The organism is Microbacterium sp. CH1 (assembly GCF_001595495.1).
Taxonomy (GTDB): Bacteria; Actinomycetota; Actinomycetes; order Actinomycetales; family Microbacteriaceae; genus Microbacterium.
In genome coordinates this window covers 308,432-320,920 of record NZ_LOSO01000011.1, presented here as the reverse complement: position 1 = coordinate 320,920, position 12,489 = coordinate 308,432, and the positions used below count along the sequence as shown (strand labels likewise).

At 68.9% G+C, this 12,489-nt stretch carries 15 protein-coding genes; 3 read left to right on the top strand and 12 right to left on the bottom strand.

Features of this window, described 5'->3' with window-relative positions; all coding sequences use genetic code 11:
• Position 1 precedes the first annotated feature (1 nt).
• Together AUV07_RS04870 and AUV07_RS04865 are read right to left on the bottom strand one after the other, a co-directional pair.
• On the bottom strand, positions 2-595 hold the full coding sequence (locus AUV07_RS04870) for a CbiQ family ECF transporter T component (RefSeq protein ID WP_062635166.1): 594 nt from the start codon (positions 593-595) through the stop codon (positions 2-4).
• The gene (locus AUV07_RS04865) at positions 592-1,305 is read right to left on the bottom strand and encodes an energy-coupling factor ABC transporter ATP-binding protein (protein ID WP_062634321.1); all 714 of its coding nucleotides are present in this window, start codon (positions 1,303-1,305) and stop codon (positions 592-594) included. Before AUV07_RS04865 ends, AUV07_RS04870 begins: the two co-directional genes overlap by 4 nt.
• 50 nt (positions 1,306-1,355) lie before the next feature.
• On the opposite strand from AUV07_RS04865, the gene AUV07_RS04860 reads away from it, so the two are divergent.
• Positions 1,356-1,940 (top strand): TetR family transcriptional regulator, encoded by a 585-nt coding sequence (locus tag AUV07_RS04860; RefSeq protein ID WP_062634319.1) that lies wholly within the window; start codon positions 1,356-1,358, stop codon positions 1,938-1,940.
• On the opposite strand, the gene AUV07_RS04855 is transcribed toward AUV07_RS04860, so the two are convergent.
• From AUV07_RS04855 to sufB, 7 genes are all read right to left on the bottom strand, one after another.
• Positions 1,903-3,273 (bottom strand): MFS transporter, encoded by a 1,371-nt coding sequence (locus tag AUV07_RS04855; protein WP_062634317.1) that lies wholly within the window; start codon positions 3,271-3,273, stop codon positions 1,903-1,905. The two genes, AUV07_RS04860 and AUV07_RS04855, sit on opposite strands and share 38 nt — an antisense overlap.
• Positions 3,270-4,424, bottom strand: a complete 1,155-nt coding sequence (locus AUV07_RS04850) for a MalY/PatB family protein (RefSeq protein WP_062634315.1) — start codon at positions 4,422-4,424, stop codon at positions 3,270-3,272. The genes AUV07_RS04855 and AUV07_RS04850 overlap by 4 nt, the downstream gene beginning before the upstream one ends.
• A 93-nt stretch (positions 4,425-4,517) precedes the next feature.
• Complete coding sequence (locus AUV07_RS04845; RefSeq protein WP_017202280.1) at positions 4,518-4,847, bottom strand: metal-sulfur cluster assembly factor; 330 nt, start codon at positions 4,845-4,847, stop codon at positions 4,518-4,520.
• Positions 4,848-4,856: 9 nt separating this feature from the next.
• Positions 4,857-5,627, bottom strand: a complete 771-nt coding sequence (gene sufC / locus AUV07_RS04840; protein ID WP_025103648.1) for a Fe-S cluster assembly ATPase SufC — start codon at positions 5,625-5,627, stop codon at positions 4,857-4,859.
• A gap of 3 nt (positions 5,628-5,630) precedes the next feature.
• Positions 5,631-5,957 (bottom strand): non-heme iron oxygenase ferredoxin subunit, encoded by a 327-nt coding sequence (locus AUV07_RS04835; protein WP_025103649.1) that lies wholly within the window; start codon positions 5,955-5,957, stop codon positions 5,631-5,633.
• On the bottom strand, positions 5,954-7,159 hold the full coding sequence (gene sufD, locus AUV07_RS04830; RefSeq protein ID WP_062634313.1) for a Fe-S cluster assembly protein SufD: 1,206 nt from the start codon (positions 7,157-7,159) through the stop codon (positions 5,954-5,956). Before sufD ends, AUV07_RS04835 begins: the two co-directional genes overlap by 4 nt.
• Entirely contained in the window at positions 7,160-8,578 is a 1,419-nt protein-coding gene (sufB, locus tag AUV07_RS04825) for a Fe-S cluster assembly protein SufB (RefSeq protein ID WP_025103651.1), read from the bottom strand.
• 232 nt (positions 8,579-8,810) lie between these two features.
• Between sufB and AUV07_RS04820 the strand changes: the two genes are divergently transcribed.
• Entirely contained in the window at positions 8,811-9,932 is a 1,122-nt protein-coding gene (locus AUV07_RS04820; protein WP_062634311.1) for a COX15/CtaA family protein, read from the top strand.
• Positions 9,933-9,986: 54 nt separating this feature from the next.
• Here AUV07_RS04820 and AUV07_RS04815 read toward each other — a convergent pair whose 3' ends face one another.
• Positions 9,987-10,412 (bottom strand): hypothetical protein, encoded by a 426-nt coding sequence (locus AUV07_RS04815; protein WP_062634309.1) that lies wholly within the window; start codon positions 10,410-10,412, stop codon positions 9,987-9,989.
• Positions 10,409-10,831 (bottom strand): hypothetical protein, encoded by a 423-nt coding sequence (locus AUV07_RS04810; RefSeq protein ID WP_157523927.1) that lies wholly within the window; start codon positions 10,829-10,831, stop codon positions 10,409-10,411. The genes AUV07_RS04815 and AUV07_RS04810 overlap by 4 nt, the downstream gene beginning before the upstream one ends.
• Positions 10,832-11,087: 256 nt before the next feature.
• Between AUV07_RS04810 and AUV07_RS17940 the strand changes: the two genes are divergently transcribed.
• Complete coding sequence (locus AUV07_RS17940; protein WP_231868199.1) at positions 11,088-11,564, top strand: hypothetical protein; 477 nt, start codon at positions 11,088-11,090, stop codon at positions 11,562-11,564.
• Here AUV07_RS17940 and AUV07_RS04800 read toward each other — a convergent pair.
• A complete protein-coding gene (locus AUV07_RS04800) occupies positions 11,510-12,415 on the bottom strand; it encodes a heme o synthase (RefSeq protein ID WP_062634305.1) in 906 nt (301 codons plus the stop codon). The two genes, AUV07_RS17940 and AUV07_RS04800, sit on opposite strands and share 55 nt — an antisense overlap.
• Between the last annotated feature and the right edge of the window lie 74 nt (positions 12,416-12,489).

Here is a 12,489-nt window from a genome sequence, read left to right as displayed (position 1 = left end):
GTCAGCCGACCCCGCGAGCCGCGAGGGCATCGCCGACCTGATCCGCGTGGCGCAGCGTCAGCACGAGCAGCGGCACTACTCCGCGCACGCCCAGGCGGACTCCTCGTGCGCGCTCCGCGTCCCGTACCCGCTGCGAGAGTCCGGCCACGACGGGAACCATGGTCAGCGTGAGCGACACCGCCATCGACACCGCCTCCGGATCGACCCCGACGCGCCGCAGCGGACGCAGGAGGCGCTGCAGCACGGCCAGGAGATCGGACATCCGGGTCGTCAGGGTGAGGAGGGCGGCGAGCAGCAGCAGCACGGCGACCCGGCCGGTGCTCACCCAGGCGGCGACGGGAGACACGAAGACGGCGAGGGCGATCGCGAGCACGAGCAGGACCGCACGCAGCCGCCACAACTCCGTCACCGCGGCGGAGAGCGGCACCCCCGCGATCGGGTAGAGCGCGAGCACGGTCGCGAGGCAGGCCGCGATGCTGAGCGGCCCGTGCGGGAACAGCGTCAACGCGAGCGCCGCGATGGCGAGGCCCACCAGTTTCGGACCGGCCGGCACCCGGTGCAGCAGTCCCGCACCGACCGAGGACGGCACGATCATGCGCACAACCGGCGGTAGCGTGCGATGACCCTCTCGGGCTCTCCCTGTCCGGCGACGCGCCCGCCGTCGAACAGGACGGCGGTGTCGCAGCGGGCCGCGAGTTCGAGATCGTGGGTGACGATCAGCACCTGCGCCTCCTGTGACAGAAGGAGGTCTCCGATCCGCCGCGCGTTGCGCAGGTCGAGGAGTGTCGTCGGCTCGTCCGCCACGATCAGCGCCGGCTCGGCGAGGAGCACCGCGGCGAGGGCCAGCATCTGCTTCTGTCCTCCCGAGAGCGACGACGCCGGGATGTCGGCGTGGGCGCCGAGACCGTGGCGGTCCAGCGTCTCCTGCACGCGGGCGGCGATCTCGTCACGGGGCCGCCCTCGGAGGGACAGCGCCAGATCCTCGGCCGGAGTCGGCATCAGGATCTGGGCATCCGGATCGGTGAAGACGAAGCCCACCCGACGGCGCACGGCGGTCCGCTCCCGGAGCGCGTCGAGGCCGTGGACGGTGACCGTTCCCGTGGTCGGCGTCATGAGGCCGTTCAGCAGCCGGGCGAACGTCGACTTCCCCGAGCCGTTCGCTCCGATCACGGCGATGCGCGGTGCGGCCAGCTCCAGCGTCACGTCGTCGAGGAGCACGCGGCCGTCGACGGTCACTCCCACGCTGTCGAGACGCAGGACCCCCGGCTCCGCAATCGTCGTCGCGTCCCGCTCCCGCCAGCGCATGCATCCTCCTGAACACCGTTCACCTGAACGCCGTTCACTATAGTGGGGGCATGAGTCCCGAGACGAATCCCGCCCGTCACGATCGGGAGAGCGTCGCACGGACCGCCCTCGCCCTTCTCGACGAGGTGGGGTTGGCCGATCTCTCCATGCGCCGCATCGCGGCCCGGCTCGACGTGCAGCCGAGCGCCCTCTACTGGCACGTGGCGAACAAGCAGGAGCTCCTCGCCGACCTCGCCGATCGGATCACGGCGACCGTCCCGGACGGAGCAGAGGGCGTGCTCGCGACCGCCCGTGCGCTCCGCGACGCCCTCTTCGCCTACCGGGACGGCGCCGAGCTCGTCCTCAGCACGTACGCGCTCCAACTCGGCTCGGCACACGCCCGCGACGCCCTGGTCGCCGCCCTCCACGCCGAGGGCGCCACGGACGCCGAGGATCGCGGGGCGGCGATCCTGCACTTCGTGCTCGGCCATGCCACCCTCGTCCAGCAGCGGATGCACGCCGACAGCCATGGCGCACTCCCGGCCTCCGGCGAGATCGACGTCACCGCGGGCCTGGACCGGGTGTTCGACCTCGGCGTCCTCGCTCTGGCCGGCGAGCTCAGCGCACCGATGACTCCGCGGCGTGCCCGAGCCTGAGCCCGGGGATCACCGCGAGCAGCACCAGCCCGACACCGAGGACGAACACGACGGCGAACGCGTCCGCGCCGCCGCCGAGGGTGGCGACGGCGAGCCCCGCCAGCGCGATGGCGACCGCCGAACCCGCGGCATCCGAGATCGACAGCGCCGAGGAGTTGAATCCCTGGTTCGTCTCGTCCGAGTAGGCCAGCGTCAGCACGGTGAGCCGCGGATACAGCAGCCCCATGCCGCCCCCGGCGAACGCCCACCCGACGATCACGAAGACCGGGGAGGCATCGAACGCCGCTGCGGCCAGGACACAGAGCATCGCCACGAGCAGTGCGCCGAGGCTGAGCGCCGTGATGCGGTGATTGCCCAGCCGCTCACCGTAGCGGCCCTGCGCAGCCGACGCCCCGGCCCAGGCGAAGGCCGCGAGCATCAGGGCGACTCCGGCCCAGGTCGCGGAGAAGTCGAACTTCCGCATCAGCAGGTACGGGATGTAAGCCTCCGCGGCGAAGAACGCCCCGGCCGCCACGCCACGCATGAGCACGACGCTGGGAAGCCCGGCGCCGGCTCGGAGGGTCCGTCGCGGCAGGAGCGGCAGCACGACGACGCCGATCGCGAGCACGGCCCCCAGTGCCACCGGCCACCCGATCGCCGGATCGAGCTCGGCGGACAGTCCGATCACGACCGCGAGCACCGCCACGACGACGGCCAGCAGCAGACGGGTGAGCAAGGCCCGGCGGTCCTGCGGCTCCCCGCGGCCGAGATCGACACCTCGCAGACGGATCGCGATCATCGAGAACGCGATCGCGGTCAGGACCGCCACGCCGAGGAACGCCCAGCGCCAATCGAGGTACTCCGCCACCGCTCCCGCGAGGAAGGGTCCGATCATCGACGGGACCACCCAGGCGGCCGCGAACGCCGCGAACACCCGGCCGTGCAGGTGCGGCGGATACAGCCGCGCGACCACGACGTACAGGGCCACCGTCTGCCCACCCGCGCCCAGCCCCTGCACCAGTCGTCCGATCAGGAACTGGGGCATCGTCGTCGCGAACCCGGAGATCAGCAGCCCCAGGATGAAGAGGGCGACGGCGGCGTACAGCGCCCCGCGCGGACCACGCGCGTCCGACCATGACCCCGCCGCGACCATCCCGATCACGCTGGTCGCGAGCGTGCCGGCGAAGGCGACCGCATACAGCGACTCCCCGTCCAAGGCGTCGCTGACGATCGGCATGACCGTGGTCACCGCGAGGGCCTCGATCGCGGCGAGGAAGATCAGGGCGACGGCACCCAGGGTCACCCAGAACCGGCTGCGGTCCCAGATCGTGGCGGTGGGATCCGCCGCCGTCATCGCTCGACGAGCGCGGCGATGCGCTCGACCGCCTCGGTGAGGATCTCCGGGCTCGTGCCGAAGTTGAGTCGCACGTGCCCGGCCCCTTCCTCGCCGAAGGCCGGGCCGAAGTGCAGCGCCACCTTCGCCTCGCGGAGGATCTTCCGGGCGGGGTTGTCTCCCCAGCCGAGGACGGAGAGGTCGATCCACGCGAGGTATCCCGCGTCCGGAAGGCGATAGCGGGCGGCGGGGAGGTGACGGGCGAGCAGGTCCTCGAGCAGGACACGGTTCTCGTCGAGCGTGCGCAGGAGGCCGTCGAGCCACGCGTCGCTCTCCTCCGAGAACGCGGCGACGGCGGCGAGGAGACCGAACTGCCCCGTCCGCCACTCCACCTCGACCGGCAGATCGCGCACGACCGCGGACGTCTCCTCCGCGGCGGTGACCATGAGCGCGCACTTCAGCCCCGCGAGGTTGAACGCCTTGCTCGCGCTGAGAACCGCATAGCCGATGCGGGCCGCCGCGTCGCTCACGGCGAGGAACGGCGTGAATCCCGTGCCCGGCTGGGCGAGCGGCGCATGGATCTCGTCGGAGACGATCGTCGCGCCGTACTCCTCGGCAAGTTCCGCCAGCGCGGACAGCGTCTCCCGATCGTGCACGGTGCCGGTCGGGTTGTGCGGGTTGCAGAGGAGCATGGCCGTCGCGCCGTCCTCGAAGGCGGCGCGGATCCCGTCGAGGTCGAGCTCCCAGCCGGTCCCGGTGTCGCGCAGCGGGACGCGCTGCACCTCGGCACCGGCCTCGGCCACGAGGTCGTAGAAGGGCGGGTAGACCGGCGGCGTGACGACGACGCGCTCCCCCGGCTGCGTGACGCGACGGAGGATCTCGACGATGCCCATGCTCACGTCCGCCGTGCTGCGCATCCGCGCGGGGTCGGGGCGCCAGCCGAAGCGGCGCTCCGCGAAACCCGCGTAGGCCTCCGCCAGCGGTGTCCGCGAGGCGATGTACCCGGTGTCCCCGAGATCCAGCGCCCGCTGCAGTGCGGCGGTGATCGCCGGGGCGAGCGGGAAGTCCATCTCCGCGACGAAGAGGGGCAGCACGTCCTCGGGATACTCCCGCCACTTCTCGCTGGTCCGCTCACGCAGCTCCGACAGCGGCAGGGCCTTCACCGACAGCATTCGTCCTCCGATTCTCCCCGCGTCGATGCGGAGACGTCGAAGCGGGCGTGCCCGGCACGCCCGCTTCGTCTGGTGGTCAGGTGACCGGAACGCTCAGATCGCGAAACCGAGCGCACGCATCATGTCGCGCCCGTCGTCCGTGATCCGCTCGGGTCCCCACGGCGGCATCCACACCCAGTTGATGCGGAAGCGGTCCACGACGTTGTCGAGGGCCTGCGCCGTCTGGTCTTCGAGGACATCCGTGAGCGGGCAGCCCGCGCTGGTCAGCGTCATGTGGATGACGAGAGCGTCGTTCTCGTCGTCCCAGGCAAGGTCGTAGATGAGTCCGAGGTCGACGACGTTGATCCCGAGCTCAGGATCCATCACGTCCTTGAGAGCCTCGGTGACCGCGTCGTACTTCTCGTCCGTCAGGGTCGCTGTCATGCGATCAGCCTACGCCTCGATGGGAGCGGAGGGGTCGAGGAACCGGTCGTAGCCCTCGTTCTCCAGACGGTCGGCGAGCTCGGGGCCGCCCTCCTCGACGATCTTGCCCGCGACGACCACGTGCACGTAGTCGGGGCGGATGTAGCGGAGGATCCGGGTGTAGTGCGTGATGAGCAGCACACCGAGGCCGGTGGACTCCTTCGCGCGGTTGACACCCTCGGAGACGATCTTCAGCGCGTCCACGTCGAGGCCGGAGTCGGTCTCGTCGAGCACGGCGAACTTCGGCTTGAGCACCTCGAGCTGGAGGATCTCGTGGCGCTTCTTCTCGCCGCCCGAGAAGCCCTCGTTGACGTTGCGCTGCGCGAACTTCGGGTCCATGCGGAGGTTGGCCATGGACTCCTTGACGTCCTTGGTCCACTGCCGGATCGAGGGCGCCTCGCCGTCGAGCGCGGTCTTCGCGGTGCGCAGGAAGTTCGTCACGGTCACGCCGGGGATCTCGACCGGGTACTGCATGGCGAGGAACAGACCGGCGCGGGCGCGCTCGTCGACGCTCATCGCCAGGACGTCCTCACCGTCGAAGGTGATGGAGCCGGAGGTGACCGTGTACTTCGGGTGGCCGGCGATCGTGTAGGCCAGGGTGGACTTGCCGGAGCCGTTGGGGCCCATGATGGCGTGGGTCTCACCGGTGTTCATGGTGAGGGTGATTCCGTTGAGGATCGGGGTGGTCCCCGCCTCGGTCTCGACCGTCACATGCAGGTCGCGGATCTCGAGAACAGACATTCTTCAGACTTCCTTCGTCACAGCGGGATCGATGAGCACGTCGTCGCCGTCGATCTCGACGACGTAGACCGGGACGGGCTCATATGCGGGGAGATTCTGGGGCTTGCCGGTGATCAGGGAGAAGGCCGAGCCATGAGCCCAGCACTCCACCGTGTCGCCTTCCACGAAGCCCTCGGACAGCGAGATGTCGCCGTGGGTGCAGGTGTCGCCGATGGCGTGGATGACGCCCTCGCCGTCCTTGATGACCGTGATCGGCACACCGTCCGGCTCGACGCGCAGCGGCGTGTCCTGCTCCAGCTCGGAGACGCCGCAGACGCGCTGCGCGGTCACGCGTCCACCTCGGCGAGCTCGGCCTCGATGGCGGCCAGCAGCTCCGACTCCAGGTCGGGGATGCCGAGGCGCAGCACGATGTCGGTGAGGAAGCCGAGCACCACCAGTCGGCGGGCCTCGTCCTCCGGGATGCCGCGGGCCTGGAGATAGAAGAGCTGCTCGTCGTCGAAGCGGCCGGTGGCACTCGCGTGCCCGGCGCCGACGATGTCGCCCGTCTCGATCTCGAGGTTCGGGATGGAGTCGGCGCGCGCGCCCTCCGTGAGCACCAGGTTGCGGTTGGCCTCGTAGGAGTCGGTGCCGGTGGCCTCCGCCCCGATCAGCACGTCGCCGATCCACACGCTGTGGGCGCTCTCGCCCTGCAGCGCGCCCTTGTAGAGCACGTCGCCGGTCGTGTGCGGGCCCTTGTGGTGCAGGTACACCTGGCTCTCCAGGTGCTGACCGGAGTCGGCGTAGGACAGCCCGTAGAGGTAGCCCTCAGAGCCGGCACCGGCGAGCTCGACGCTCGGGTTCACGCGCACCACGCCGCCGCCGAAGCTCACGACGAAGTGCTTGAGGGTGGCGTCGGCCGCGACCCTCGCCTGGTGGGCGGCCGCGTGCACGGCGTCGTCGTCCCACTGCTGCACGGAGACGACGGTGAGCTTCGCGCCGTCGCGGACGATGATCTCGACGTTCTGGGCGTACTGCGCCGAGCCCTTGTGCTGCAGCACCACCGTGGCGGCGCTGTGCTCGAGGGCCTCGATCACGATGTGGGCGTCCGCCCGGCGGTCTGCACCGGCGCCCGTGAGCGACAGGAAGATCGGCGCGGCGACCTCCTCCTCGCGCGGGATGCGGATGTGCAGGGCCTCGGAGGCGCCCTGCCACGCGACGGCGGCGGTGATGTCCTCGGCGAGGAAGACCTCGCCGCGCGGAGCGGTGCCCGCCGTGAGCGGTGCGGCCACATACTGCTCGCCGGACGTGAAGGAGTACTGCACGCCGTCCTCGCCCTCCGCAGTGCGGAACAGCGGCGTGAGCGCGGCCACCGGCGTGTGCTTCCAGTTCACCTCGCGACCGGTCGGCGTGCCGAAGTCATCGGGGTCGAACGAGTGCGGACGCTCGGAGCGGGTCTGCACCGGGACGAATCCGGCGTCCGCCACCTGGGCGGCCGGGTCGATGTGCGCGTTCGTGTGCTGCGCCTCGCTGGGCGCTGTCGTCGAGGCCGCCATTTAGCCGACCGATCCTTCCATGCCCATCTCGATGAGCTTGTTCAGTTCCATCGCGTACTCCATCGGCAGCTCGCGCGCGATCGGCTCGATGAAGCCGCGCACGATCATCGCCATCGCCTCGTCCTCGGGCATACCGCGGGACTGCAGGTAGAAGAGCTGCTCCTCGCTGACCTTGGAGACCGTGGCCTCGTGGCCGAGCTGCACGTCGTCGACACGGATGTCGATCGCCGGGTAGGTGTCGGAGCGGGACTTCGTGTCGACGAGCAGCGCGTCGCAGCGGACGGTGTTCGCCGAGTGATGGGCGGCGGCGTCGACACGGACCTCGCCGCGGTACCCGGCACGGCCACCGCCGCGGGCGATCGACTTCGAGACGATCGACGACTGCGTGTACGGCGCCATGTGGATCATCTTCGCACCGGCGTCCTGGTGCTGGCCGGGTCCGGCGAAGGCGACCGAGAGCGTCTCGCCCTTCGCGTGCTCGCCCATCAGGTAGATCGACGGGTACTTCATCGTCACCTTGGAGCCGATGTTGCCGTCGACCCACTCCATGGTCGCGCCCTCGTGCGCCACGGCGCGCTTGGTGACCAGGTTGTAGACGTTGTTCGACCAGTTCTGGATCGTCGTGTAGCGCACGCGGGCGTTCTTCTTCACGATGATCTCGACGACGGCCGAGTGCAGGGAGTCCGACTTGTAGATCGGGGCCGTGCAGCCCTCGATGTAGTGGACGTAGCTGTCCTCGTCGGCGATGATCAGGGTCCGCTCGAACTGGCCCATGTTCTCGGTGTTGATCCGGAAGTAGGCCTGCAGCGGGATCTCGACGTGCACGCCCTTGGGGACGTAGACGAACGAGCCGCCCGACCAGACGGCGGTGTTCAGCGCGGCGAATTTGTTGTCGCCCGCGGGGATGACCGTGCCGAAGTACTCCTCGAAGAACTCGGGGTGCTCACGCAGGGCCGTGTCGGTGTCCATGAAGATGACACCCTGGGCCTCCAGGTCCTCGCGGATCTGGTGGTACACGACCTCGGACTCGTACTGCGCGGCCACGCCGGCGACGAGGCGCTGACGCTCGGCCTCGGGGATGCCCAGGCGCTCGTACGTCTCGCGGATCTCCTCGGGGAGGTCTTCCCAGCTCTGCGCCTGCTTCTCGGTGGAGCGGACGAAGTACTTGATGTTGTCGAAGTCGATGTCGCTGAGGTCGGCACCCCAGGTCGGCATCGGCTTGCGACCGAAGAGCTGATAGCCCTTGAGACGGGTCTTCAGCATCCACTCCGGCTCGTTCTTGAGGGCCGAGATACCGCGGACGACCTCTTCCGAGATCCCGCGTTTCGCGACGGCACCCGCGGCATCCTCATCGTGCCAGCCGAATTCGTACACCCCCAGACCATCGAGCTCCGGGCGGTCGATCAGCACATCCGACATGCAACACTCTCCTCACAGGTCCCAAACGGTGTCATCCGCCCCGACACACCTGATCCCCGTCGAGTCTGCGGGAGCGGGTGCCGTTGGTGGGGCCCTCATCACGGGCGCTTCCATCGCGCCTAAACTGTTGACGATGCTTCAGCGCTGTCAGCGCTCATCGCAACAATCCGATTCTACAGGTTCCGCCTGACGGACGGGCCGTGCGCCACGTCTTCGACGGGCCGGAGGACTTATGCCCGAGACGACCATCCCCGCCCCTTCGACGACCAGGGCGACGGCCTCCCCCCGCTCCGCGGTATGGGGTCGTGCGCTCACCGTCTTCGCGTGGCTGTCGTTCCTCAGCGAGACGATCATCATCGGCACCGGCGGCGCCGTGCGGCTGACCGGCTCCGGCCTCGGCTGCACCGAGTGGCCGCTGTGCACCCCGGAGTCGCTCGTCCCGATCGTCGAGGTGCAGGGCATCCACGGGATGATCGAGTTCGGCAACCGGCTGATGACCGGCGTGGTCGGGATCATCGCGATCGCCGTCGTCCTGCTCGTCCTGCACACCATCAGCGGTCGCCGGGCGCTCATCAACGCCCTGTGGTTCGCGGTCGGCGGTCTCGCCGGCGCAGCGATCGCCTTCGCCCTGATCTCGCTCACCGACTTCCCGGCGTTCCCCGTCGCGTCCGCCGTGCTCCTGGTCGCGGTGATCGCGGCGGCGGTCCACTCGGTGCGCACGACGCCCGCGCGGCGGGATCTCGTCCTCCTCGCCTGGCTCGTGCTGATCGGCGTCGTCGCGCAGGCCCTGGTCGGCGGCATCACCGTGCTCACGGGCCTGAACCCCTTCATCGTCGGGTTCCACTACACGTCGTCGCTCCTGCTCGTCTGCATCACCGCCGCGTTCCTCGTGCGGCTGGCGACTCCCGAAGGACCGCGCGAGCGGGCCGTCCCCACCTGGTTCGCGATCGTGACGCACGTCACCGGCCTCGCCCTCGCCGTGACCATCCTGTTCGGCGTGCTGACGACCGGATCGGGCCCGCACTCGGGCGACGCCGACGTGCTGCGCCGCGGCTTCGACGCCACGGTCCTCGCCCACGTCCACTCCTGGCCGGGCTACATCCTCGCCGCGCTCGTGCTCTTCCTGACGGTGTCCGCCTGGGTCCTGCGCCTCGAGCCCCGCCGGTGGCTGCTGGTGCTCGTCATCGCGATCCTCGTGCAGGTGGCCGTCGGCGTCTGGCAGGCGCGGGAGGGGCTGCCGCCCGTGCTCGTGGGCATCCACATGGTCCTGGCATCGCTGTCGGCCGCGACCTACACGGTCGTCGTGCTGCACCTCAAGCGCACCGCGTCCGTCGCGTCCGTCGGCGGTTCATGACCCGCGACAACGACCGGGGCGGGGAATGGGGCGACGGCTTTCGTCGATTGCGCTCTACTCCGAGGCTTCATCCACGAGCCGGAACTCGATACCGAGGACGTCATCCGGATCATGGAAACGGATGGTGCCTGATCGAAACGGAACGTCGAAACTGGCTCGGCTGACGTCCCAGTCGCCTTGCGATGCTTCCAGGAAGACGAGAGTGAGTTCGGCTTCGTCCGGAAAAACCCGCCAGGTGCCGGTGGCACTGAAGTCGTTGTCAGCGTCCCTGTCCTCGAGGGGGTTGAAAGACGCGTCAGTGATCGTGAAGGTGCCGTCAGAACGGATCGACAACACACCGTGGTCGTCGTCGACAGCGCCCCACTCGCCGACCGGTGAGGTGAGTTGCGGACCCGCGCACCCAGTGAGGACCAGTGCCACAGCGACGGTGACGCTCGCAACCGGGAGGCTCTGGCGGCGCGATCGAGTGATTCTCTTCATCTCGAAGGTCTGCCCACGAGCCGGAACTCGATGTCGAACAATCCCTCTGCGTCTTGGAAACGGAGGGTGCCAGAGCGGAAGGGGACGAAGTCGATGCGAGGTTCGACGTCTCGAGGCCCCTGTGTTGCCTCTTCGAAATCTAGAGCAACCTCGGTGCCCTCGCGTGCGGTGATCCAACGGCCGGTGGCGTTGAAGTCGCTGTCCGAATCTCTGCCTTGGAGCGGATTGTAGGACGCACCGGTCATGGTGAAGGTGCCGTCGGGGCGGATGGAAAGGGTGCCCTCATCGCCGCCCATGGCGACCCACTCACCGACTGGCGATGTGATCTGTGGGTTCGTGCAACCTGTGAGAACGAGAAGTGCTGCGGCGGCGAGCCTCGCGAATGTCAGATCTCGGAGACGGGCGAATCGTGAGTTCACGCGTACCCCGTTTCGGTCCAGACGATGGTTTCACCGTGCATACGCTTATCCATAGGATCCCCCGGATCATCGATTCACGCCGTGAGCTTAGTGCCTTACGCCGCTGGGGCGTGGCCGCGCCTGCGTACCCCGGCTGCAGCTCCCCTCACTACGACCCGCCCACCCGGATAGAGGTCACGGTCGACTGACCTGCCGCGCAGACAATCCATAGCGCGCTCATCGGGGCCTCATCACCGCATCGACCATCGTGGTCGACATGAACAAGACACTCACCCGCAGCGCCGGGTTCTGGCTCCTCATCGTCGTCTCCCTCGCCGCGGTCGGGGTCGGCGGCTGGATGATCGCCGGACAGGTCGGCACGATGACCACGACCCTGATGGACGGCACCGCCACCGGTGTCGAGGTGTACGTCGGTCAGTCGCTCGTCGTCGTCGGCGCGGTCGTCCTCGGTGCGGGCCTGGTGGGCCTGCTCCTGTCGCTCGGCCTCGTCGCCGCGCGCACGCTGGTCGCCACCCCCGTCACCGCCGCGCCGGTCGTCGAGCAGGAGGTGCGGATCATCCAGGACGAGACGATCGAGACGGTCTCAATCCCGCGCGAGGAGCCCGCTCTCCGGACCGCCGATGCAGAGCCGCATGTCGAGGCGGAGCCTGCGTCCGCGGAGCCCCTGGCCGACGAGGATCAGAAGGGCAGCAGCGGGTCGATCGCCACGGCGACGAACAGCAGCGTCAGGTAAGTGATCGAGGCGTGGAAGACTCGCATCGGCCGCGCCTCGGTCCCCCGCACTGCCTGGTTGTACAGGCGGTGCGACTCGTAGATGAACCAGCCGCCGAACACCAGGGCGGAGACGGTGTAGACGAGGCCCATGTCGGCGATCGGCACCAGCAACAGGGAGCAGGCGACTGTGGCCCACGCATACAGGATGACCTGCAGGCCGACCTGGGACGCGTTGCGGGTGACGCCCAGCATGGGCACGTCGACGTCGTCGTAGTCGTCCTTGTACTTCATGGACAGCGGCCAGTAGTGCGGCGGCGTCCAGAGGAAGACGAGCAGGAAGAGGATGAAGGCCGGCCAGTCGAGCGAACCGGTGACGGCGGACCAGCCGATGAGGACCGGGAAGCACCCTGCGATGCCACCCCAGATGATGTTCTGCTCGGTGCGGCGCTTGAGGATCATCGTGTAGATCACGACGTAGAAGAAGATCGCGGAGGCCGACAGGATCGCCGTGAGGGGGTTCGTGGTGAACCAGAGCCACACGGTCGACACGATCGCGAGCGTCCACGAGAAGATCAGGGCGCCACGTGGGCTGACCTCGCCGGTCACGAGCGGCCGGTGCTCCGTGCGGTGCATGTGCGCGTCGATGTCGCGGTCGAGGTACATGTTGAACGCGCCGGCCGAACCGGCACTCATCGATCCGCCGATGACCGTCGCGAGGACCAGCCAGAGATCCGGCAGTCCGCCCTGCGCGAGGAACATGACCGGAACGGTCGAGACGAGGAGGAGTTCGAGGACCCGGGGCTTCGTCAGAGTGACGTAGGCGCTCACCGTGCGACCGATGGACGACTTCCGTACGGTCTGATCAGACATCGTCGAGATCTCGATCGCCTCCTCCGCGCGCGTTACCGGACAACCTCTCCAGTGTATGACACGCCGTGACGCGT